16 protein-coding genes are annotated in these 22,811 nt (G+C 74.5%); 5 read left to right on the forward strand and 11 right to left on the reverse strand.

Annotation, left to right across the window (positions count from 1 at the left end; all coding sequences use genetic code 11):
* Positions 1-398 precede the first annotated feature (398 nt).
* Entirely contained in the window at positions 399-1,271 is an 873-nt protein-coding gene (locus ACGFSC_RS38455; RefSeq protein WP_359899221.1) for a hypothetical protein, read from the forward strand.
* A gap of 258 nt (positions 1,272-1,529) precedes the next feature.
* Positions 1,530-2,426, forward strand: a complete 897-nt coding sequence (locus ACGFSC_RS38460) for a hypothetical protein (protein ID WP_359899219.1) — start codon at positions 1,530-1,532, stop codon at positions 2,424-2,426.
* A 203-nt stretch (positions 2,427-2,629) separates the two neighbouring features.
* On the opposite strand, the gene der is transcribed toward ACGFSC_RS38460, so the two are convergent.
* From der to ACGFSC_RS38475, 3 genes are all read right to left on the reverse strand, one after another.
* Positions 2,630-4,084 (reverse strand): ribosome biogenesis GTPase Der, encoded by a 1,455-nt coding sequence (gene der, locus ACGFSC_RS38465; RefSeq protein ID WP_359899217.1) that lies wholly within the window; start codon positions 4,082-4,084, stop codon positions 2,630-2,632.
* Positions 4,085-4,264: 180 nt separating this feature from the next.
* Positions 4,265-4,978, reverse strand: a complete 714-nt coding sequence (gene cmk / locus ACGFSC_RS38470) for a (d)CMP kinase (protein WP_359899216.1) — start codon at positions 4,976-4,978, stop codon at positions 4,265-4,267.
* Positions 4,979-5,358: 380 nt separating this feature from the next.
* Positions 5,359-6,444: a prephenate dehydrogenase gene (locus ACGFSC_RS38475; protein ID WP_359899214.1), complete on the reverse strand. Its 1,086-nt coding sequence runs from the start codon at positions 6,442-6,444 to the stop codon at positions 5,359-5,361.
* A gap of 493 nt (positions 6,445-6,937) precedes the next feature.
* Between ACGFSC_RS38475 and ACGFSC_RS38480 the strand changes: the two genes are divergently transcribed.
* The 3 genes from ACGFSC_RS38480 to ACGFSC_RS38490 all read left to right on the forward strand — a co-directional run bounded on the left by ACGFSC_RS38480 (position 6,938) and on the right by ACGFSC_RS38490 (position 11,221).
* Positions 6,938-9,223, forward strand: a complete 2,286-nt coding sequence (locus tag ACGFSC_RS38480; protein ID WP_359899212.1) for a DUF4139 domain-containing protein — start codon at positions 6,938-6,940, stop codon at positions 9,221-9,223.
* A gap of 3 nt (positions 9,224-9,226) precedes the next feature.
* A complete protein-coding gene (locus tag ACGFSC_RS38485; protein WP_359899211.1) occupies positions 9,227-10,774 on the forward strand; it encodes a mucoidy inhibitor MuiA family protein in 1,548 nt (515 codons plus the stop codon).
* A gap of 84 nt (positions 10,775-10,858) precedes the next feature.
* Positions 10,859-11,221 carry a DUF952 domain-containing protein gene (locus ACGFSC_RS38490; RefSeq protein ID WP_359899209.1) on the forward strand — a complete coding sequence of 121 codons (363 nt, stop codon included), beginning with the start codon at positions 10,859-10,861 and terminating at the stop codon, positions 11,219-11,221.
* 268 nt (positions 11,222-11,489) lie between these two features.
* Here the strand turns inward: ACGFSC_RS38490 and ACGFSC_RS38495 are convergent, their stop codons facing one another.
* From ACGFSC_RS38495 to ACGFSC_RS38530, 8 genes are all read right to left on the reverse strand, one after another.
* The gene (locus ACGFSC_RS38495; RefSeq protein WP_359899207.1) at positions 11,490-12,497 is read right to left on the reverse strand and encodes a helix-turn-helix domain-containing protein; all 1,008 of its coding nucleotides are present in this window, start codon (positions 12,495-12,497) and stop codon (positions 11,490-11,492) included.
* A 338-nt stretch (positions 12,498-12,835) separates the two neighbouring features.
* A complete protein-coding gene (locus tag ACGFSC_RS38500) occupies positions 12,836-14,131 on the reverse strand; it encodes a pseudouridine synthase (protein WP_359899205.1) in 1,296 nt (431 codons plus the stop codon).
* 62 nt (positions 14,132-14,193) lie between these two features.
* The gene (locus ACGFSC_RS38505) at positions 14,194-14,787 is read right to left on the reverse strand and encodes an SMC-Scp complex subunit ScpB (protein WP_380633423.1); all 594 of its coding nucleotides are present in this window, start codon (positions 14,785-14,787) and stop codon (positions 14,194-14,196) included.
* 368 nt (positions 14,788-15,155) lie between these two features.
* Complete coding sequence (locus tag ACGFSC_RS38510; RefSeq protein WP_359899203.1) at positions 15,156-16,151, reverse strand: segregation/condensation protein A; 996 nt, start codon at positions 16,149-16,151, stop codon at positions 15,156-15,158.
* A gap of 575 nt (positions 16,152-16,726) precedes the next feature.
* On the reverse strand, positions 16,727-17,311 hold the full coding sequence (locus ACGFSC_RS38515; RefSeq protein ID WP_359899201.1) for a hypothetical protein: 585 nt from the start codon (positions 17,309-17,311) through the stop codon (positions 16,727-16,729).
* A 41-nt stretch (positions 17,312-17,352) separates the two neighbouring features.
* Positions 17,353-18,420 carry a ParA family protein gene (locus tag ACGFSC_RS38520; protein ID WP_030245868.1) on the reverse strand — a complete coding sequence of 356 codons (1,068 nt, stop codon included), beginning with the start codon at positions 18,418-18,420 and terminating at the stop codon, positions 17,353-17,355.
* A gap of 426 nt (positions 18,421-18,846) precedes the next feature.
* Positions 18,847-19,962 carry an alanine dehydrogenase gene (ald, locus tag ACGFSC_RS38525; protein WP_359899199.1) on the reverse strand — a complete coding sequence of 372 codons (1,116 nt, stop codon included), beginning with the start codon at positions 19,960-19,962 and terminating at the stop codon, positions 18,847-18,849.
* A gap of 260 nt (positions 19,963-20,222) precedes the next feature.
* Complete coding sequence (locus tag ACGFSC_RS38530) at positions 20,223-22,565, reverse strand: AAA family ATPase (RefSeq protein WP_359899197.1); 2,343 nt, start codon at positions 22,563-22,565, stop codon at positions 20,223-20,225.
* Positions 22,566-22,811 lie beyond the last annotated feature (246 nt).

Below are 22,811 nucleotides of genomic sequence, written 5' to 3' on the forward strand. Positions count from 1 at the left end.
GGGCTGTGCGTCGGGGGTGAACCCGGGTGGCGCTCGTTGCGCCGACCAAGAAGCTACGAGCCGGTCGACGAGGAAGCCAAAACTTCAACGATTTGCCCAGCTCAGCCGGGGGTTACCGCTGGTAATGACCATGCAATCATGACCGAAATGTCCGCTTTGGCCGTTGATTCCTAGATCAAACATCAGTGCGGCGTGACCCACCTCACTGTTTGATTCCGGCAGTCCCGGCACCGACATCGACAGATTGCGACCACGGGAACACGCCACGCGGTCGGATCAGACGCAATTCCCGTCAGCCTCGACGGGCACCCGTGACGCCTGACACAAGGGCCCGTTGGGCATGGCGACCTCCCTGTGTCCGCACCGAACCCCCATCCGCACCCATCCGAGGAGACCCTGTGCCGCGCATGCTCGACGTCAGCGACGAGGTCCGGTCCGAGATCGGCGACGACGAGGCCGACCGGCTGCTAGGCGGTGACCGCGCCCCCGACAGCTACGAGTGCACCTCCTGCCGGACTCCCGGCGACACGCACGTGGAGCCCACCAGCACCGTGCTGTTCGTCGGCGAGGAGACCGCCGTCCTCGCCTTCGCGCACGCCCGCTGCATCCCCTCCCAGGTGGTCCCGGTCTCCGAGGAGCAGCTGGCCGGCGCCGTCCGCAGCATCAGCCAGTCCCAGCCCGGCGGCCCGGACCTGGCCGTCCCCGCCGCCGCGCCGGGCGCCCCCGCACCAGTCCCCGCCCCGGCACCGGCCCCGGCCGCGCCCGGCGGACCCACCCCGACCCCGCCGGCCGCGGCCGGCCAGGCCGCCATCCTCGGCATCACCTGCGGGCTGGTGCTGCACGGCAAGGTCGGGCACGCCTCGCTGGTGGTCGAGCCGACCGGGCCGGTCGGCCGCCCCGGCAGCACCTCGGGCGAGGACGAGTTCCTCGACCTGCTCCACGACGCCGGCTTCCAGCCCGTCACCGACCTGGACGAGACCCCGGACCAGCTGCCCGGCTGGTCCGTCCTGGTCGCGATGGGCAAGCTGCACGCGGTCCTCCAGCCCGCCGCGGCCGGCGGCAGCACCGGCTGGTGGCAGGCGCACCAGCCGCTCCAGGTCACCGACGCCTGGCGGATGGCCGCGAACCAGCTGTCCGAGGTGACGATGTACGCCGTCCCGGCCGGCATGGTCGGGCGCCAGCCCCGCGAGGACCTGCTGCGCCAGGCGCTGGAGCGGGCGGTGGCGCTGGGCCAGGTGGTCGCCGCCTCCCTCCCGCTCGCCGGGACCTGATCCGTCCCGGCGCCCAGTCCCGCCCGGTCCCGCCCCGTACCCGCCGGAATGCGGCCTCCTCCCCCGTGGCCGTCTTCCGGCGGGCGGGCGCGCGCCCAGCGCCCCGATATGCCCAACACCCCGGCGCACCGCCCGGCCCGTACCCCGGCGCCCCCGTACTCCGCCCGGCGCGCCCTCCCCCTCCACGCTCCGGCGTGTGGGCGCACCCACACCCCGGCGCCCCGCATCCCCCCGCCCCTCTCACTCGTTGGCTCCTACGTGTACAGCTACGACGTCTCCGCAGCCCCCGGCCGGTCCGCCACCGCCTCGCGCTCGATCCCGGGCATGCGCCCGTCGTACGACGCCGAGCACCCGCACTCCGCCACGCCGATCTACGACGAGCTGTACTCCGAGTACCGGCGCCTCTTCCGTGCCCTGCCCGGCGACCGCTCGGGGGAGGAGGACCTGAAGTTCACCGGCTTCGCGGTCCGCGACGGCTACCCGGTGCTCGGCGAGCAGCGCCCGTACCCGCCCCAACAGCAGGCCTTCCACACCCTCGCGGGCCAGGCACCGGGCCTCCCCCAGTTCATGCCGAGCTCCCAGCACCACGGGTCCGGGCCGACCGGCGGCCACCAGCACGGCCCTGCCGGTGCCCAGCAGCACAGCCACAGCGGCGCTCACAGCGGCACCCACACCGGCGCCCACGCCAACACCCACACCGGCAGTCACCACGGAAGTCACACCGGTGATCACAACGGCGCGCACACCACCGGAAGCCACGTCGGCGGCCACACCGGCGCCCACACCGCGAGCCTCACCACCGGCCGTCACCACGGCCACCCCGGCGGCCACCCCGGCGGCCACCCCGAGCCCACCGCCACCACCCCCACACCCGTCGGCGACAGCCCGGGCCACGCCACCGCAGCCCCGGCCCAGGAGCAACCCGCCCTCCCCGCCGCCCAGTTCACCAACGGCCAGGGCTGGGTCGCGACCGGCTACCTGGGCTCGTCCCCGCACCCCACGCCGATGCCGGTCCCCGCGCCCCAGCCCCCGGCACCGCCCGCACCCTCCCCGGTGATGGGCACGGTCTCCGGCCTCGCCCCCACCCGGTCCACCGGCGGCCGCCACCGCCAGATGCTCTCGCTGCCCCCTGGTCCCACGGTCGACCACCGCTGACGACCGCCGGGCCCCGGGCGGACCCGAGCGGGGCCCCAGGCCGAACCGGATCGACTCAGACCGGGACGGGCCAGGCCGGGCCTGACCAGGCCAGACGCGCCCCCGCTCCCCCCGTCCCCCGAAAACGCCGGAGGGCCCCGCCACCACTGCGGCGAGGCCCTCCGGCCGTCGGTCGGCGGACCGACCACTCCTTCTACCTGCTACTACTTCTTCTTGCGCTTCTCCCGGACCCGCACCGAGATCGAGATCGGCGTCCCCACGAACCCGAACTCCTCACGCAGGCGGCGCTCGATGAAGCGCCGGTAACCGGCCTCCAGGAAGCCCGAGGAGAACAGCACGAAGCGCGGCGGACGGACGCCGGCCTGGGTGCCGAACAGGATGCGCGGCTGCTTGCCGCCGCGGATCGGGTGCGGGTGGGCGGCGACCAGCTCGCCGAGGAAGGCGTTCAGGCGCGCGGTCGGGATGCGGGTCTCCCAGCCCTCCAGCGCGCTCTCGACCGCCGGGACGAGCTTCTCCATGTGCCGACCGGTCTTGGCCGAGACGTTGACGCGCGGGGCCCACTGCACCTGGACGAGGTCGCGCTCGATCTCGCGCTCCAGGTAGTAGCGGCGCTCCTCGTCCAGCTGGTCCCACTTGTTGTAGGCGATGACGACGGCGCGCCCGGCCTCGACGGCCATCGAGATGATCCGGGTGTCCTGCTCGGCGAGGGTCTCGCTGGCGTCGATCAGGACGACCGCGACCTCGGCCTTCTCCAGTGCGGAGGAGGTGCGCAGCGAGGCGTAGAAGTCGGCGCCGGCGGTCAGGTGGACCCGGCGGCGGATGCCGGCGGTGTCCACGAACTTCCAGGTCTTGCCGCCGAGCTCGATCATCTCGTCGACCGGGTCACGGGTGGTGCCGGCCAGCTCGTTGACGACGACGCGCTCCTCGCCGGCGACCTTGTTCAGCAGGCTGGACTTGCCGACGTTGGGCCGGCCGATCAGCGCGATGCGGCGCGGGCCGCCGGGGGCGGCGTCGCCGAAGGTCTGCGGCGGGGCCTCGGGCAGCGCGTCCATGACGGCGTCCAGCAGGTCGCCGGAGCCGCGGCCGTGCAGGGCCGAGACCGGGAACGGCTCGCCCAGGCCGAGCGACCAGAGGTAGGCGGCCTCGGCCTCGGTGGAGGGGCCGTCGACCTTGTTGGCGCACAGGACGGTCGGCTTGCCCGCCCGGCGGATGAGCTTGATCAGGGCCTCGTCGGTGTCGGTGGCGCCGACGGTGGCGTCCACCACGAACAGCACCGCGTCGGCCTGCTCGATGCCCAGCTCGGCCTGGGCGGCCACCATGGCGTCGATGCCGAGGACGTCGATCTCCCAGCCGCCGGTGTCGACCACCTTGAAGCGGCGGCCGTTCCAGCTGGCCTCGTAGGTGACCCGGTCGCGGGTGACGCCCGGCTTGTCCTCGACGACGGCCTCGCGGCGGCCGATGATGCGGTTCACCAGGGTCGACTTGCCGACATTCGGGCGGCCGACGACGGCCAGCACCGGCAGTCGGACGTGCTCGGCACCGTCCACGGCGTCGAAGCCGTCGAGGTCGAAGCCCTCTTCGGCGGCGAGTGCCATGAACTCGGCGTAGTCGGCGGCGTCCAGCTCACCGTGGCCGGTGGCGGCGTGCTCTGCGGTCATGTTCGTCTGTTCCGTTTCCCGGCCCGGCCCTTCCCAGGGGCGTGCCGTGCGTACCTGCCCCGCTCGGGGCAGCGCGATGGTTGTCTCCGCGGCACCTCGACGGCCCGCGGTTCACTTCGGTCGTTGGTCGGTCGGCCCGGGTGTGCTCGGACCGGTCCTGATCGGACCGGCGGCCGCCGGTCAGACCGCGGACAGTCCGGCCCGCTCCTCCACCAGCCCGGCGATCCGGTCGATCACCTGCTCCAGGGTGAGGTCGCTGGTGTCGACCAGGACCGCGTCCGCGGCCTGGGCCAGCGGGGCCGTCTTCCGGGAGGAGTCGGCGGCGTCGCGGCGGGCGAGGTCGGCGGCCATCGCGGTGATGGTCGCCTCCTCCACGCCCTTGGCGCGCAGCTCGGCCGCCCGGCGCGCGGCCCGGGCCTGCTCGGAGGCGGTCAGGAAGACCTTGACGGTGGCGTCCGGGAACACCACGGTGCCCATGTCCCGGCCCTCGGCGACGATGCCGCGCTCGGCGACCTCGGCGCAGCCGCGCTGCAGCTCCACCAGCCGGGACCGTACGGCGGGGACCGCGGACACGGCGCTGACCTTGGCGGTCACCTCGGGGCCGCGGATCGGGCCCGACACGTCCTGGCCGTCCACCGTGATGGTGGGGCCGTCGGCGTCGGTGCCCGAGACGATCACCGGCTTGCCGCACGCGACGGCCACCGCCTCCGGGTCGTCGACGTCGACCTCGTTGGCCAGCATCCACCAGGTCATCGCCCGGTACATGGCGCCGGTGTCCAGGAAGCTCAGGCCCAGCCGGGCGGCGACCGCCCGCGAGACGGTCGACTTGCCGGAGCCGGAGGGTCCGTCGATGGCGACGACGACCGGGGCGTGCGCTCGGTCGGCAGTGTCCACGGGGCGAACCTCTCTCGAAGCATGGGAGCCGGAGCCTGGGCAGGCGGACGGCCGGGGATTGTCTCCCTCAAGGTTAATGGACCGCCGCCGTGACACTCTCCGCCGCTGTCCGGCCCGCCCGGTCGAGACGGACCGACCGGTCAAGACGGACCGGGCGGTCGAGACGGCCCGGGTGGCGTGAACCGGTCGACCTCGGCCAGTCGACACGAATTGGTCGGTAAAGACTAATCGATACCGACCGGTCGACTCGGACCGGTCGAACTCCCAACATGCCGGTACGCCGGTATGCCAGTACCCCGTGTACTGGTACCCCAGGTACCCCAGGTACACCCGGTACACCCGGTACACCGGGCACAGGCCGGGCCGCTCGCCGGGGAACGTCAGTCCCGGACGCTCCAGCCGCTCGCCCGCAGCGCCTTGGTCAGCCGCTTCACCGCCGTCGGCGCGACCGACAGCTGGACGAAGCCGACCTGCTGCCCGGTCGAGTGCTCGATGACGACGTCCTCGATGTTGACCCCGGCGTCGCCGACCTCCCCGAACAGCCGGCCCAGCTCGCCCGGCTGGTCGCCCAGCACGACCGCCACGGTCTCGTACCGGGTGGGCGGCGCCCCGTGCTTGCCGGGGATCCGGGCCTGACCGGTGTTGCCGCGCCGCATGACGGCCTCGATCCCGGCCGCTCCGGCCTGGCGCTCGTCCTCCTCGACGGCTTCCATGGCGCGCAGCGCGGTGACCGTCTCGGCGAGGTCGCGGGCGACCCCGTCCAGGACGTCGGCGACCGCGCCCGCGTTGGCGGAGAGGATGTCGACCCACATGCCGGGGTTGGAGGCGGCGATCCTGGTGACGTCGCGCACGCCCTGACCGGACAGCCTTATGGCGGTCTCGTCGGCGTTCTCCAGCCGGGCCGCGACCAGCGAGGAGACCAGCTGCGGGGCGTGCGAGACCAGGGCGACCGCCCGGTCGTGCTCGGCGGCGTCCATCACGATCGGCACCGCGCCGCAGAGCGCGACCAGCTCCAGCGCGGCGTTGAGCGTCTCGGTGTCGGTGTCCGCGGTCGGGGTGAGCACCCAGGGGCGGCCCTCGAAGATGTCGGCGCGGGCGGCCAGCGGGCCGGACCTCTCACGGCCGGCCATCGGGTGACTACCGATGTAGTGGACGGTGTCGCAGCCGAGCTCGGCGATCTCGCCGCTCGGGCCGGCCTTCACGCTGGCGACGTCGGTGTACCAGTGCGCCAGGTTGCGGCGCTGGCAGTCGGCGAGCACCTTGCCGACGAGCGCGGGCGGGACGGCGATGATCGCCAGGTCCACCGGGCCGTCGACCGGGTCGGTGATGCCCGCGCCGAGCGACTCGGCGGTACGGGCCGCGTCCGGGTCGGCGTCCTCCAGATGGACGGTCAGCCCGCGAGCGGTCAGCGCGAGCGCGGCGGAGGTGCCGATCAGTCCGGTGCCGACGACGACGGCAGTGCGCATGGCGGGTCGCTCTCCTCATCACGAATCTCGACAGGTGCCGGGACCGTTCGGGAGCACCCGCGCCCCATCCTCCCTCATCCACCCCGCCGAAGTCCCCACCCACTGCCCGGCAACCCGAACGGCAGCCCCGGCAGCTTCCGGCACCGGCAACCGCCACGGACCCGCCCCCGTCCCACACAGTGCGCACGTCGGACCCGGAAATCCTGCGACGCCCGCCCCGAAGCGGGGCAGACTGGCCGCCCGGAGGAAGGCGCGGGCTGCACGGAACCTGGGCAACGCAGAAGAAACGGACCGGCAGCAGAACGGTTCAGGACAGTCAGAACAGCAAGCAGAGGCGAACAGGGCAGGCATGCGGGCGAGCCGGAGGCCCGCACGGCACAACGAACGCCGCACAACAAGCACCGCACGACGAGCACCGCACGACGAGCACCGCACCGCCGACGCCACGCGGCGGGGGAACACCTCGGGGAACACGCGAACGAAGGGGTTGCGCATGGACGATCAGCACAACGGCCGGAGCGGGCAGTCGAAACCGCCGGCCGTACCGGCCCACCCGTCGGTCCTGGACTCCGTCGTGGTGTACGCCGAAGGCGCGGTGTGCCGCCGACGGGCCACCGTCGCGGTCCCGCCCGGGGGACGGCTGCGGCTGACCGGTCTGCCCGCCGCCCTGGACGGCCGCTCGCTGCGCGCCCGGGTGCTCTCCGGACCGGCCGGCACCGCCGTCACCGAGGCCCGGCTGGAACTGCTCGCCGAACTCCGAGAGCCGGATGAACTCCCGGACCTGAAGCGGGCGCTGGACGAGGCCACAGAGCGCCGCAGCACGCTCGCCGAGCGCCACCGGCTGGTCCTGTCCTCGATCGCCGAGACCGCCGCACTGCGCGCCGTCCCGCCGCAGCGCCGACGCGACGAGCCGCTGCGCCGCACGCCCGCCGACGCGTGGCTGGAGCTCGCCGACTTCGTCGACGAGCGGCTGGCCCGGCTCCAGGAACGCGCCGAGCAGCTCACCCGGGAGCTGGAACTCGCCGATCACGAGCTCGACTTGGCCGCCGACCGGCTGGAACGGGCGTCCACCGCCGACCGAGCCGAGCCGATCGGCACCAGCACCACCGTCCTGCTCACTCTCACCGCTCCCGACACCACCCCCGGCACCACCCCCGGCGCCACCGCGGGCACCGCCGCCCTCACCACCCCCGGCACCACCGAGGACACCGCCCCCGACGGTGACCACCTCGACGTGGAACTGGAACTGGAGTACGGCGTCCCCGCCGCCCGCTGGGTGCCCGCCTACCGGTTGTCCTACCGGACCGGCTCCGACACCGCCCACCTGGTCCTGCGCGCCGCCGTCGCCCAGCGCACCGGCGAGGACTGGACGGGCGTGCGCCTCGCCCTGTCCACCGCCGACCTCGACCGCCGCACCGACCTGCCCCGGCTCGCCTCGCTGCGGATCGGGCGCAGCCAGCCCGCCCCGCCGCCCTCCGGCTGGCGCGAGCCCCCGGCCGGTCTGACCGACCTCTTCACCGGCTACGACGCGGCCGACGCCGACCGCCCCGCCCCGCACCACCGCCTCCACGGCACCGCATCCCGCCCGATCGTCGCCTCCACCCCGACGCCCGTCTCCGCCGCCCCTGCCGCCCGCTCGGCCCGTCTCGGCGGCGCACGTCCGGGCGGTCCCCGGGCCGAGGCCTTCGGGGCCGACGAGCAGATCGCCCCCGCGGCCGGCCCGTACGGCGGTGGCCTGCTGAGCGCCGACGAGCCGATGCCCCCGCCCCCGGGCGGCCCTGGTGGCTTCGCGGGCTACGGCGCCCCGCCGCCGCTCCTGTCCCCGGCCCCGGTCGCCGCCTACGCACCGCTGCCGCAGGCTCCGGGCGGCCTCCCGCCCGGGGAGGCCCGCCGCCGCGTCGGCCACGCCGCCCCACCGCCGCCTCCGCCCGGCCTCGCCCCGGACGCGACTCTGCTCGACTACCCCGACCTCGTCCTGGCCGGCCCGGAGGAGCCCCCCGCCCGGCGCGGCACCCTGCACGCCCGCCCCGAACGGATCGAGCGCGAGGAGCAGGCCTGGCCCCCGCCCGGCGGCAGCGGTACCGCGCAGCTGCGCACCCTCGCCCTGCCCCGGCACGCCGTCCCGCCCCGCGAGTCGGCCGGCTCCTTCGACCACCGCTTCGACGCCGCCGCCCCCGCCGACATCCCGTCCGACGGCACCTGGCACACCGTCACCGTCGGCGAGATCCCCCTCGCCGTCCGACCCGAGTACGTCACCGTCCCCGCCGTCGAGGAGAAGGTGTACGCGACCCTGGTGCTCGCCAACCGCACCGACCAGGCCGTCCTGGCCGGCCCGGCCGAGGTCACCGTGGACGACGAGTTCCTGCTCACCGCCGCCCTGCCCACCCTGGCGCCCGGCGGCACCCGGCGGCTGGGCATCGGCGTCGCCGAGAGCATCGAGGTGGCGCGCCGCACCGAGCTGCACGAGTCCACCACCGGCATGCTGAAGGGCAACAGCACCGTCCTCGACCACCGGGTGCACGTCCGGCTGGCGAACCGGCTCGCACGCGCCGTCACGGTGGAGGTCCGCGAGCGGGTGCCAGTCGCCTCCGACGCCGAGATCCGGATCGAGGAGCGGGCCGACTGGCACGCCCCGACCGTCTCCGCACCGGACTGCCCGCCCAGCACCCGGCTCTGGCGCGTCGACCTGCCGCCGGGCGGGCGCACCGAGCTGGACGGCGGCTACCTGATCAAGATCCCGGCCGGAAAGGCCATCGTCGGCGGAAACCGGAGGAACTGAGCGATGACCGTCGAGAACCTTCCCCTCCCCGTCACCGCCGTGACCTGCCTGGAGGACCGCAGCCAGGTCGAGCGCACCACGACGGTCGGGCTCGCCGCGGGCGTGCAGCGGCTGCGCCTCGGCCCGCTCACCGCCCTCGCCGTCGACCGCACCCTGCGCGCCGAATCCGCCACCAACGGCGTCCGGGTGCTGGACGCCCGGCTGGTGCGCGACTGGACCCCGCGCGCCCCGCTGCCGCCCGGCCCGGAGGACTCCGAACTGCGCCACCGGCTGCACCGGCTGGACGCGGAGACGCGCCTGGCCGACCAGACCCGGGCCCGGTTGGAGGCCCGCCTGGCACTGCTCGCCCAGCTCTCCGCCGACCTGCTGCGCGAGATCGGCGAAGGCGCCGGCCTCGGCGAGCTCGAACCCAACCGCTGGGCCCGGGAGCTCGGCCGGGTGGACACCGAACGCGAGCGCTACGGCGAGGACCTGCGCGCCACCCACTCCCGGCTGCGCCGCCTGGAGCAGGAGCGCTCACAGGCCCTGATCGCGCTGGACCGGGCGGAGGAGGACCCGGCCGAGCTGACCGCCCACCTGGAGCTCACCGTCGAGGCGGCACGGCCCGGCCCCGCCGCGCTGACCGTCTCCCACCTGGTGCCCTGTGCGCTGTGGCGGCCCTCCTACCGGGCGACCCTGGACGGCACCGACCTGCGCCTGGAGTCGGAGGCGGTGGTCTGGCAGCGCACCGGCGAGGACTGGACGAACGCCCGGCTCACCTTCTCCACCGCCCGCTCCGCCCTCGCCACCGCCCCGCCCGCGGTCGCCGAGGACGTCCTGGTGCTGCGCGAGCGCACCGACGAGGAGCGCCGCACGGTCGAGGTCGAGCTGCGCGAGGAGGCGGTCGCCACCCTGGGCGCGGACTCCCGGGTTCCGGGCGTGGACGACGGCGGCGAGGTCCGGGTGCTGCCCGCCCCCGCCCCCGCGACCGTGCCCTCCGACGGCCGCGCCCACCGGGTGCCGCTGGGCGCCTTCACCGGGCCGGCGAGCAGCGAGTACGCCTGCGCCCCGGAACTGTCCCCGCTGGTCACCCAGGTGGTCCGGTTCCGCAACACGGCCGGGCACCCGCTGCTGTCCGGCCCGGTCGAGCTGGTCCGCGGCAGCGGCTTCACCGGCCGCGGCGAGCTCCGCTTCACCGCCGCCGGAGCCGAGGCCGACCTGTCCTTCGGCAGCTCGGACGGCTACCGAGTGGTCCGGGAGGCCGAGGAGCGCCAGGCCACCGCCGGCCTCACCGGCCGCCAGACCACCACCCGGACGGTCCGGCTGCACCTGTCCCGCTTCTCCGGCCCGGAGGAGCGCGACGAGCGGATCGTCACGGTGCGCGAGCGGGTCCCGGTCAGCGAGGTGTCGGCGGTCGAGGTACGGCTGCGCAAGGAGGAGTGCGCCCCCGCGCCGGATTCCTTCGACACCGAGGGCATCGTCCGCTGGGACGTCCCGCTCGCCCCGGGCGCCCGGCGCACCCTCACCCTGGTGTACGAGGTGTCCGCGTCCGCCAAGGTGGCCGGACTCTGACCGCTGCGGTCGGCACGGCGGACACCGCCGTGCCGATGACGACCGCTCAGGACCAAACCGGAGACAACGGGTAGAAAAGGAAGCATGATCCTCCACCTTGCTCCCCTGGACGACTGGCTGGCCGACCCCGGCCGCCCGTACGCCACCGCGTCGCTGCTCACCGACGGGTTCATCCACTGCTCGGCGGACGAGCAGACGGCGCTCGCGGTGGCCAACGCCTTCTTCGCCGACACCCCCGAACCGCTGATGGTGCTGCTGATCGAGGAATCGCTGGTGGAGCCGATGGTGAAGTGGGAGGCCCCGAACGGCGCCCCGCCACCAGGGGCCACCCCCGGTGTGCTGTTCCCGCACATCTACGGGCGGCTGAACCGTACCGCCGTGGTCGGCCTGGAGAAGGTCGAGCGCGGCCCGGACGGCCGCTGGGCCGCGCTCAGCCCCTGGAGCTGACGGGGCACGACCGGGGAAAGTTATGACAATTCTCGGGGTTCACGCGAGTCTCGGGGTTCACGCCGCTCTGGGGGTTCACGCGAATCCCGGGGTTCACGCGGTTCCGAGGAGCCGGCAGCTCCCCCGCTCCCCGCCGTTCCCGTGGAACACAAGGAACACATGGAGCACGCGGAACACGCGGAACACGCGAAATGTCATAACAATGCGGATGGCCACGACTCCACGAACCGTCGCGCCGTCACGACACCAAGAATTGTCACAACATTCCCTACAGCCACCCCCGCTCCCTGGCCGCCATCCCGGCCTGGAAGCGGGTGGTGGCGCCCAGCGAGCGCATCAGGCTCTGGAGGCGGCGCTGGGTGGTCCGGGCGCTCCAGCCGAGCGAACGGGCGATCGACTCGTCGGTGAGCCCGGCCGCCAGCAGGCCCAGCAGCTTGCGGTGGTCGGCCTCCGGTCCCGACGCACCATCGTCCGATCCGGCCTCCGCCTGCAACCGCACGGCCCGCTCCCACTCCGCCTCGAACAGCGTGTCCAGCGCCTGGAGCAGCGCCGAGGGGTGGATCACGTACGCGGCGTCCAGCACGCTGTCACCGACGCTGATCGGGATGATGGCCATCCGGTCGTCCGAGATGATCATCTTCATAGGCAGCGCCGGCCGGACCCGCGCCTCCTCGCCGTCCTCGACCCCGGCCAGGATGTTCTTCTCCAGCCGCCCCGGCCAGGCCACCGCCTCCCGGTCGTAGATCGTCCGGAACTTCACGCCCTCGCGCAGCCGCCGCCGCTGCAGGGGCATCGGCGCCACCGGGTCCTGGATGTACGGCGGACGGTCGAAGCCGCGCACCTGGTACTGGCTGGTCTCGGTGATGTGCTCCAGCCGCTGGGCGATCGCCTCGCCGCCCGTCAGCACCTCCACCGAGTGCGCCGGGTCGGTGTACCGCGAGGCCTCCCGGAAGGCGTCCATCAGCCGGTGCATCTCGGCCCGGGCGTAGCGGAGCTCCGACTCCCGGTGCCCGATCAGCGTGCCGATCGCGACGTCCGGCGGGACCGGCAGGTAGCGGTGCCGGTCCACCGGCGCCCGGGTGGCCATGCCCTGCTGCGCCAACCGGTCCAGTGCGCGCACGCTCTGCTGGAACGTCAGCCCGCAGCTCTCCGCCAGCTCCTCCGCCGTGGACTGCGGGTTGGCCACCAGTGCCGCGTAGACCTGCCCGTCCGGCTCCGCCAGTCCCAGCGCGCCGAGGGCCTGTCCGCCGGCCCGTCCCAGTGCTGCATCGGACACGACGCCCTCTCCCCCTGCTCGCCCGTTCCCGTTGGCTCGTTCCCGCCCCGACCGCGCGCCCCGTGCTGGCGCAGTCCCGCCACACCGCGGCGTGGTGCTCCGGTGGCCATCCTCGGCCACGGATCATGACGCTGACAAGGTCGTGACCAGCGGTTGCGTCCCGGCTCACACCACTCGTCCGAAACGTGGACGCCCGCAGTGCCCGCCCGCACACACCCCACACGTGAACACCCGCACATCGACACCCGCCCGCCCCGGCCCGGCATCCCCGGGAACGCCGGAGCCCCCGGCCGCAGCAGGTGCGGCCGGGGGCTCCGGCAGAGCGGACGGGGACGGGCCTACAGGCCGACCTCGCGCATCAGCTGGCCGACCTCCGGGTTGGTCAGACGGCGCAGCCAGCCCGACTTCTGGTCGCCCAGGGCGATCGGGCCGAAGTGGGTGCGCACCAGCTTCTCGACCGGGAAGCCGGCCTCGGCCAGCATCCGGCGGACGATGTGCTTGCGGCCCTCGTGCAGGGTCACCTCGACCAGGTAGTTCTTGCCGACGTTGGAGATCACCTTGAAGCTGTCGGCGCGCGCGTAGCCGTCCTCCAGCTCCACGCCCTGGGCCAGCTGCTTGCCCAGGTCGCGCGGGATCGGGCCCTGGATCGCGGCCAGGTAGGTCTTGGTCACGCCGTAGCGCGGGTGGGTGAGACGGTGGGCCAGCTCGCCGTGGTTGGTGAGCAGGATGATGCCCTCGGTCTCGGTGTCCAGGCGGCCGACGTGGAACAGCCGGGTCTCCCGGTTGGTCACGTAGTCGCCCAGGCACTGGCGGCCGTCCGGGTCCTCCATGGTGGAGACCACGCCGGCCGGCTTGTTCAGCGCGAAGAACAGGTAGGACTGGGTGGCGACGGTCAGGCCGTCCACCTTGATCTCGTCCTTCTGGGGGTCGACCCGCTTGCCCTGCTCGGTGACGCGCTTGCCGTTGACGTCGACCCGGCCCTGCTCGATCAGCTCCTCGCAGGCGCGGCGGCTGCCGACGCCGGCCCGGGCCAGCACCTTCTGCAGGCGCTCGCCCTCGGGCTCGCCGAAGGTCTTGGGGAGCTTGACGGCCGGCTTGTCGTGCCGGGCGAGGACGGCGTCCTCGATCTTGGCCTGCAGCTCGCGCGAGCGCTGCGGCTGACGGCGCGGGTCGCCCGGGGCGCCCTGGCCCTCACGGCGCGGGCGCGGGGCCGGGCCGGGGCGCCGGCCGGTGTAGCCGCCGCGGGCCGGGGTGGCGTTGGGGCCGCCGCCGTACTCGGGGCGGTCGTACTTGCGCTCCTCGGGCCGCAGCGGGCGGTCCGGGTAGCGGCGGTCGTCACGCCGGTCGTCACGGCGGCCCTCGCGCCGGTCGTCACGACCGTACGAGCCGCCGCGCGCGCCCGACCCCGAAGCGGAGCCGCCGCGGCCACCGCCGCCGCCGTACGAGCCCGACCCCGAGCCGGAGCCGCCGCGGCCACCGCCGCCGCCGTACGAACCCCCGCGCGCGCCCGAGCCGCCGCCGCGGCTGCCGCTGCTGCTGCCGCCGCCGTAGGAGCTGCCGCCCCGGCCCCCGCCCTGCCCGCCGCGACCGCTCCCGCCGCCGCTGCTGTTCCTGCCGTTGCCACTGCTACGCATCAAAGTGTCCGTACGTCGTTCCGTCTGGGATGTGCGGTCGTTTCGGCCGACCTCACCGCCCCCTACCGATCGGGCCCGGCCCGATCGGCCTCGCCACTGCCGTCCGCGGCCTGCGCGGCAGCGGCGGCGACCGCCTCCGCGATCATCGTGCCCTCCAGGGACTCCGCTTCCACGTCGTCGACCTCGGGCAGGAAGGGAGCAAGCTCCGGCAGCTCGTCCAGGCCGCGGAGCCCCATCCGTTCCAGGAAGTAGTTCGTCGTCCGATACAGGATCGCACCTGTTTCGGGCTCGGATCCGGCCTCTTCCACCAGTCCTCGCTGTACCAGGGTACGCATCACGCCGTCACAGTTCACACCGCGGACGGCGGAAACCCGCGATCTGGACACCGGCTGCCGGTAGGCGACCACCGCCAGGGTCTCCAGCGCGGCCTGGCTGAGCCGGGCCTGCTGCCCGTCCAGGAGGAAGCGGTCGACGGCCGCGGAACAGGTGTCCCGGCTGTAGAACCGCCAGCCGCCCGCGACCAGCCGCAGGTCGAAACCGCGGCCCTGGGCCGTGTACTCGACGGACAGCTCCCGCAGCGCGGCCGCCACCTCGGCCCGGGACCGCTCCAGCACCCCTGCCAGCCGCTCCTCGGCCACCGGCTCGTCGACGACCATCAGGACGGCCTCCAGCTCGGCCCTCAGCCCGGCGTCTGCGGCCCCCTCGGCACCGGAAGTCGGCCGGGCCGACTTCTGACGCACGAAACGGGCCTCCGCCACCGCCCCACCCCCCGCCGGTCCCTCGGGTACTGCGGGCTCCGCAGGCCCGGCGCGCTCCCCCGACTCCACCAGCCCGACCGGCGCCGCAGGCTCGACCGGCTCGACACGCTCGGCGAGCTGCACGCGCTCCGCGGGTTCCACCGGCCGGACCGGGTCCACCGGCTCCGGCAGCAGCTCGAAGGCCGGTTCCAGCCACTCCTCGGCCCGCGGCCGCCCGGGCAACCCCAGCGGGCGCCGCACCGGCCGCCCGCCCTCGTTCCCGCCGCTCATCGCCGCTCGCCCTCCTCGCCCTCGCCGACCCCGCCGACCCCGCCGACCCCGCCGCCCTCACCGACCTCGCCGACCCCGCCGCCCTCACCGACCCCGCCGCCCTCACCGACCTCACCGACCTCGCCGACCTCACCGACCTCGCCGACCTCGCCGACCTCGCCCGCCGGCCGGTCGAACTCGTCCGTGACCTCGACCGCCACCCGGCCCTCCTCGGCCACCCAGCGCACCACCAGCTCGCCGAGCGCCTCCGGCTGCTCGAAGGCGAGCACCCGCTCCCGGTACAGCTCCAGCAGCGCCAGGAACCGGGCGACCACCACCAGGTCGTCCGGCGCGTCCTCGACCAGCCGCTGGAACGAGGCCTCGCCCAGCTCGGTGAGCAGCCCCACCACCAGGGAGGCCTGCTCGCGCACGCTCACCGGCGGGGTGTGGATGTGGTCCACGTAGACGACCGGCGCGGGCCTGGGCGCCATCGCCTTGGCCGCCAGCTCGGCGAGCCGCTGGGGCCCGACGCTGATGACGACCTCCGGCAGCAGTTCCGCGTGCCGGGGCTCCAGGGCGGCGCTCCGGGGCCGGCGCAGCAGCTCGGCCGCCCAGCGTTCGCCGAACAGCGCGGCCGCCCGCTTGTACGCCCGGTACTGGAGCAGCCGTGCGAACAGCAGGTCCCGGGCCTCCAGCAGGGCCAGGTCCGCCTCGTCCTCGACCTCCGCCACGGGCAGCAGCCGGGCCGCCTTGAGGTCGAGCAGGGTGGCGGCCACCACCAGGAACTCGGTCGCCGCGTCCAGGTCCCAGTCCGGGCCCATCGCCCGGATGTACGCCATGAACTCGTCCGTGACGGTGGCCAGCGCCACCTCGGTGACGTCCAGCTTGTGCTTGGCGATCAGGCTGAGCAGCAGGTCGAAGGGGCCCTCGAAGTTGTCCAGCCGTACCCGGAAGCCGCCCCGCGACTCGTTCTCGGCCGCGCTCACGGCAGTGGCGGTCGCGGTCGCGCTCACAGCAGAAGCAGTGACGGTCGCGCTCGCGGCGGTGGTGCCCGGTGTTTCGGAGGTTCCGGAGGCTTCAGCGGTTTCAGCGGTTTCGGCGGTACTGGGCATGACGGTCCATCTTCACCCGGTCCCGCCCCCAGCCCCGCCCCGGGGCCACCGACACGCCGTTCCGCCGGGCCCCGGACCAGCCTCCGCCGGCCTTCCGCCCGCCTTCCGCCTGCCTTCCACGTGGCCTCCGCCCGGCGCCCCCGGGCCCGTACGAGGTCCTCGGCGCGGCAGCCGACCCGTTGGACCGACCCCGGATCCCCGGGAACGCCCCTCCGGAGCCCGACACGGTCCTCGGGCGCCGGGACCCCGCCCCGGCCCCACCCCGCGCCCCTGGGCGCCTTCCCGACGCTCCGCGCCCCCTCCGACGCCCGCGCGCCCGCGCGCCCTGCGGCGCCACGCCACCCGCCCGGCGGCCTCCCCACGCCGGGCCCGCGGCCCCTCGACACCCGGCGGTACGAACCGCCCCCACGAAGCCGGCGGTACGGACCGCCCCCCTCGACGCCCGGCGCCAACGGCCGGCCGCCCTTCCGCGCCGCCTACCGGCCGCGCAGGCGCCGAACCAGGATCGAGGCCTCGCCGCGCTGCTCCAGGTCCGCCAGGACGACCGCGATGGCCTCCCGGACGATCCGCCCGCGGTCCACGGCCAGGCCGTGCTCGCCGCGCAGCACCAGCCGGGTGTGCTCCAGGTCCATGAGCTCCTCGGCGGACACGTACACCGTGATCTTCTCGTCGTGCCGCTCGCGCCCGCTGGGCCGGCGCGGCGCGCGGCCGCGCGGCCGGGCGCGTCCGGCGGCACCGGGCTGCTCCTCGGCGGCGCCCTGGTGCGTCCGGGCCGCCGGGGCGGAACCGGCTCCGCGGCCGCCCTGGACGGTCTTCCCGGCCCCGGCGGCGCCTGCGGCCACGGGCCCGACGGTCGCGCCGGAGCGCTGGACGGGCGGCTGCGCGGGCGCCGGCACCGAGCCGGGCGCCTGCTGCCCCGGCGTCACCTGCCGGTCGTCCTGGACGCCCTGGGCGGATTCGGTGCCCTCGGCGCCGTCCGGCTGGCCGTTGACGGTCCGCGCGGTCTCCGGTCTGGCTGCCTCGGCGGCCGGACGCGGCGCGAGGGAGGGCGACAGCGCCATCCCTCCCGTGGTCCGGAACAGCTCGTCGGCACCCGGGAGACTCACTCGGCGGGGCGGCACCGGTCGAGCACCTCCCTGGCGAGCTGGCGGTAGGCGGCGGCACCGACCGAGTTGGTCGCGTACGTCGTGATGGGCTCGCCGGCGACGGTGGTCTCCGGGAAGCGCACGGTCCGCCCGATGACGGTGTGGAAGACGTGCTCGCCGAACGCCTCGACGACGCGCGCCAGCACCTCGCGGCTGTGCACGGTGCGCGAGTCGTACATGGTGGCCAGGATGCCGTCCAGGCGCAGCTCGGGGTTGAGCCGCTCGCACACCTTCTCGATGGTCTCGGTCAGCAGCGCGACACCGCGCAGCGCGAAGAACTCGCACTCCAGCGGGACGATCACGCTGTGAGCGGCCGTCAACGCATTGACCGTCAGCAGGCCCAGCGAGGGCTGGCAGTCGATGATGACGTAGTCGTAGTCGGGCAGCAGCGGCTTCAGGGCGCGCGCCAGCGCGGACTCCCGGGCCACCTCGCTGACCAGCTGCACCTCGGCGGCGGAGAGGTCGATGTTGGAGGGCAGCAGGTCCATTCCCGGGACCGCCGTCTTCAGCAGCACTTCATCGGCCGTCAGGCCCCGCTCCATGAGCAGGTTGTAGACGGTGACGTCGAGCTCCATCGGGTTGACGCCGAGGCCGACCGAGAGCGCGCCCTGCGGGTCGAAGTCGACGAGCAGCACCCGGCGGCCGTACTCGGCCAGCGCCGCGCCCAGGTTGATGGTCGACGTGGTCTTGCCGACGCCGCCCTTCTGGTTGCACATGGCGATGATCTGGGCGGGGCCGTGCTCGGCGACCGGCGCGGGGATCGGGAAGTACGGCAGCGGACGGCCGGTGGGGCCGACCCGCTCGCGGCGCTGCCGCGCGGCGTCGGGGGCCAGCGTGGCGGCGTACTCCGGGTCCGGCTCGTACTCGGCGTCCGGGTCGTCGTAGGCGCCGTAGGCGAACTCGCCGTAGGCCAGGCCGTAGGCCGCCAAGTCGGCGTCGTGATCGGTCACCGTGGTCACCTGTGCTGTGTTCTGGCGTGCTTCGAAAGTACGGAGTGCGACCGAGCCGACCTCGGCCGAGCCCACGGAGGGCTGCCGGGCCCCGGACTCCTCACTCGGCTGGCCGGCGGTGAGCTCCGCCAGTCCTGGCTGACCACCCCCGGGAGCAATTGTCGACTCATTCACAAGTCGTCTTACCTCCTTGGGTCATCCAGGACTCTATGTCGATTCGTCAGCGTGGCAGCATGCCGACGGTTTGCGACTCTAGGCCGTTCAAGGCGTTCGCAGCAACACAATCCACGGTAGTGGGCAGGATGTGTCGAGTATCGAGCGGGCTGCTGTCAAGGGATGAGAGGGTCACCGGCCCCAACGTTTCTGCGGGCGGGTGACGTGACCGACAGATATTGACGACAGAGCGACCTGCCCGGTCCACCCGCTGATCACGGGCACGGCGAAGCCCCCGGCCCGAAGGGATCGGGTCGGGGGCGAACGACCGCCGGGCGGTCAGGGGGTTCAGGCGAGCACGCTCTCCAGGGAGACCGACTCCAGGCCGAAGGCCTCGGCCACGGCCGGGAAGGTGATCTGGCCCTCGTGCACGTTCAGGCCCTTGGCGAGCGCCTCGTCGCGGCGCAGCGCCTCCTTCCACCCGCGGTTGGCCAGCTCCAGCACGTACGGCATGGTGGCGTTGGTCAGCGCGTAGGTGGAGGTGTTCGGGACGGCGCCCGGCATGTTGGCCACGCAGTAGAAGACCGAGTTGTGGACCGTGAAGGTCGGGTCGTCGTGCGTGGTGGCGTGCGAGTCCTCGAAGCAGCCGCCCTGGTCGATGGCGATGTCGACGAGCACGGAGCCCGGCTTCATGCGGGAGACCAGCTCGTTGGTGACCAGCTTCGGGGCCTTGGCGCCCGGGATCAGCACGGCACCGACGACCAGGTCGGCCTCCACGACGGCCTTCTCCAGCTCGAAGGCGTTCGACACGATGGTCTTGACCTTGGTGCCGAAGATGCGGTCGGCCTCGCGCAGCTTGTTGATGTCGCGGTCCAGCAGGGTCACCTCGTAACCCATGCCGACGGCGATGGTGGCCGCGTGCCAGCCGGAGACGCCACCGCCGATGACGACGGCCTTGGCCGGGTGGGTGCCGGGCACGCCGCCCGGCAGGGTGCCGCGGCCGCCGGCCGGGCGCATCAGGTGGTACGAGCCGACCTGCGGGGCCAGGCGGCCCGCGACCTCGGACATCGGGGCGAGCAGCGGCAGCGCGCCGTTCGACAGCTGCACGGTCTCGTACGCGATGGCGGTGGTGCCCGAGGCGACCAGCGCGTCGGTGCCGGCCCGGTCGGCCGCCAGGTGGAGGTACGTGAAGAGGGTCTGACCCTTGCGCAGCCGGTGGTACTCGGAGGCGATGGGCTCCTTGACCTTCAGCAGCAGGTCGGCGGTGGCCCACACCTCGTCGGCGGTGGGGAGGATGGTGGCGCCGGCGGCCACGTACTCCTCGTTCGGGATCGAGGAGCCGACACCGGCGTTGTCCTCGATGTAGACCTCGTGTCCGTTACGGACCAGCTCATGCACGCCGGCGGGCGTGATGGCCACGCGGTACTCGTGGTTCTTGACCTCGCGGGGGATGCCGACCTTCACGGGTGAACACGTCCTCTTGCCATGGGGGTCCCGACCGGAGAAGACCGGTGGGCGACGCGCACGTGGGGAAGCCTCCGGGGCAGCCCGGGGCGGGATCGCTGCGCGACTGAGTCCGAGTGTAATGAAGCCCAGTCGGCGTGTCAGCCTTCCAAAGTGAATAATTTTCCCGCACACATTGGCAGGTTCGTAGGCTTCCCCTGCGACTTACCCGCCAAAGACGTCCCAACCGGGCAACTTCGACAATACCCCCGAAATGCCTATCACCACCCGGCATCCACGCGTTCCCGCAGGTCCGCGAGGGCCCCGCCGACGGCCTCCCGGCCCCGCTCGTCGCCCAGCCGGCGCAGCACCGCGAGCGCGGCCCGGTACTCCCGGTCGGCCTCGTCGAAACGGCGCTGCGCGGTGTGCGCCTCGGCCACCCGGGCCAGCAGCCGGGCCTCGGCGGCGTGGTCCCCGAGGGCCTGCCGCAGGCCGAGGGCCCGCCCGTACCAGTCGGCGGCCCGCACCGCGTCGCCGAGCGCCCGGTGACAGTTGGCGGCGCTCTCCAGGGCCCGGGCGCAGAGCGGTTCGTCGTCGGCCCTGCGGGCGTGCTCCAGGGCGGCCCGGTAGTGGACGGCGGCCGGCTCCCAGCGGCCCGCCGAGGCCTGGAGGTCGCCCAGGTTGAGCAGCGCGGCCGAGGCCCGGCGGGGCCGGCCTGCGCGCTCGGCGACGGTCAGCACCAGCTCGTGCAGCCGGTAGAGGTCGGTGGGGGCGGCGGCTCCGGTCAGCGGCAGCGTCCGCAGCAGCGCGGTGACCAGCCGCCCGGCCGAACCGTCCAGGTCGCCCTGGCCGATCGCGTCGGCCACCGCGCCGAGCAGCAGCTCCCGCTCGCCGAGCAGCCACTCGCGGGCGTGCGCGGCCGACCGCAGCCGCAGCGGGGCGGGCAGCGGCTCCGGGACGGGGCCGACCGCCGGGTCGAGCAGCGCGCGGGCCGACTCGGTGAGCCGGACCATCCGCTCCAGCAGCCGGGCCCGGGCGAGCTCGGTCTCGGTGGGCCGGTCCTCCTGCTCGCGCAGCCGGACCAGCCGGGGGTACAGCCGCCCGGGCACCCGGTATCGCGCGGTGCCGTCGGCGGCCGGCGCCTCCTCGCCGAGCAGCTCCCGCTCGGCGAGCGCGGCCAGCGTCACGGCCGCGTCCGGTACCGGGCAACCGACCAGCGCGGAGGCGGTGCGCGGGTCGGCGGTCTGCGCCGGGGCCAGGGTGAGGGTGCGCAGCATCCGCGCCTGGGCGGCCGGCAGCCCGCGGTACAGCAGGGTGAACGCGCCGAGCAGCGGGTCGTTGTCGGGGACGGGCACCGGCTCGGCCGGCTCCGGGCCGGGCTTCACCCAGGCCGCCGGATCACCGGCCGACTCCGTCGCCGCGGCAGCGGAAGCGGCACCGGCACCGCGAGAGACAGCCGCACCGGCACCGGGAGCGGACTCACCGGCCCGGCCCTGCGGCGCCGCCCCCGTCCCCGTCCCCGGGAGCGCCTTCCCCGGGACGGGCTTGCCGGCCCCCTGCTTGCCCGACGGACCCGACGCCGCCCCGCCCGCCCCTGTGGCCCCGATCACCCCCGTGGCACCAGCAGCCCCGGCGACCCCGGCCGGAGCGGCCCCGGAGGACCTCGCCGCCCGCTCCCGTTCCCCTTCCCTCTTCCCCGGTGCCCTGCCCGGCCCCTTCTGCTTCTCCCTCTGCTTCTCCCTCTCCTTTTCCTTCTGCCTGTCCTTCTCCTCGACCCCGGCGCCCGCGCCCGCACCCGCACCCGCACCCGCGGCAGGGTCCACCGAAGCCGCCGTGATCGTCGTCTCCTCCCCCACCACCCGGTTGAGCTCGCGCGCCGCCTCGGTGACCGCGATCTTCGGGTTCCCGCGCAGCCACCCCGCCATCAGCCGCAGCGCGGCCGGCCGGGCGGCGCAGGCCTCGGCCAGGTCGGCACCGCCGACCGGGTCGCAGGAGATCCGGGTGCCGCCGACCAGGTCGGCCAGCAGCTCGCCGGAGGCCTGCCGGTCCAGCCCGCCGAGGATCACCGGGTCGATGTCCTCGATCCCGGTGAGCGGTCCGGCCGTGGTGGCGAGCACCAGGCAGCCGGGCTCGTCGGTCAGCAGCGGCCACACCTGCCCGGCGTCCCGGACGTCGTCCAGCACGAGCAGCACCCGCAGCCCGGCGAGCGCCTCGCGCAGCGCCGCACAGCCCGGTTCGTCCCGCCCGTCCTCGCCGGCGCCGGGCAGCGGCACGACGGCCTGCGGGTCGAGCTGTTCCAGCAGCAGCCGGGCGGCCCGGGCCGGCGGCACCCGGCCGCCGTCCGGGGCGGACAGCCGTACGAACAGCACGCCGTCCGGGTAGTCGGCGGCGACGGTACGGGCGAAGCGGGCCGCCAGCACGGTCCGGCCGGAGCCGGGACGCCCGGCCAGCACCAGCACCGGGCAGCGTCCGCTCGCCGGGCGGGCGGCGGCCGCCCGCAGCGCGGCCAGCTCGGCGCGCCGCCCGACGAACAGCGCGGGCCCGGCCGGCAGCCGCTCAAGGCCCGGGACGGCCCCGGCGGGCGCGCCGGGGCCGGGGTCCATCGTCGCCGTCTTCCTCGCCACCCGTGCCACTCCCGACGTCATCACGCGCTCGGCATCCGACGCTCGGCATCCGGTGCCCAGCCTCCGGAGTTCAGCGGAGGCGGCCCGGGACGGGCGCCCTGTCTGCGAAGCGTAGTTCGACCGTCCGGCTCAGCCGAGGTGACATCCGGTCGTACGAATCGGCAAATCACCCCAACGACTCAACGCACGGCGGCCGGCCGTCCCCCGACCGGCCCTCTCGTCCCCCGTCTGCCACCCCGGACCCGG

It is taken from the genome of Kitasatospora sp. NPDC048715 (assembly GCF_043198905.1).
GTDB lineage: Bacteria > Actinomycetota > Actinomycetes > Streptomycetales > Streptomycetaceae > Kitasatospora > Kitasatospora lactacystinica.

Bases quoted from the DNA above. Each gene is read 5' to 3' on its own strand.
- ACGFSC_RS38480 (WP_359899212.1), top strand. From the start codon at position 6,938: ATGGACGATCAGCACAACGGCCGGAGCGGGCAGTCGAAACCGCCGGCC.
- ACGFSC_RS38515 (WP_359899201.1), bottom strand. From the start codon at position 17,311: ATGGCGCTGTCGCCCTCCCTCGCGCCGCGTCCGGCCGCCGAGGCAGCC.
- ACGFSC_RS38490 (WP_359899209.1), top strand. From the start codon at position 10,859: ATGATCCTCCACCTTGCTCCCCTGGACGACTGGCTGGCCGACCCCGGC.
- der (WP_359899217.1), bottom strand. From the start codon at position 4,084: ATGACCGCAGAGCACGCCGCCACCGGCCACGGTGAGCTGGACGCCGCC.
- ACGFSC_RS38505 (WP_380633423.1), bottom strand. From the start codon at position 14,787: ATGGTCGTCGACGAGCCGGTGGCCGAGGAGCGGCTGGCAGGGGTGCTG.
- ACGFSC_RS38475 (WP_359899214.1), bottom strand. From the start codon at position 6,444: ATGCGCACTGCCGTCGTCGTCGGCACCGGACTGATCGGCACCTCCGCC.
- ACGFSC_RS38485 (WP_359899211.1), top strand. From the start codon at position 9,227: ATGACCGTCGAGAACCTTCCCCTCCCCGTCACCGCCGTGACCTGCCTG.
- ACGFSC_RS38500 (WP_359899205.1), bottom strand. From the start codon at position 14,131: ATGCGTAGCAGTGGCAACGGCAGGAACAGCAGCGGCGGCGGGAGCGGT.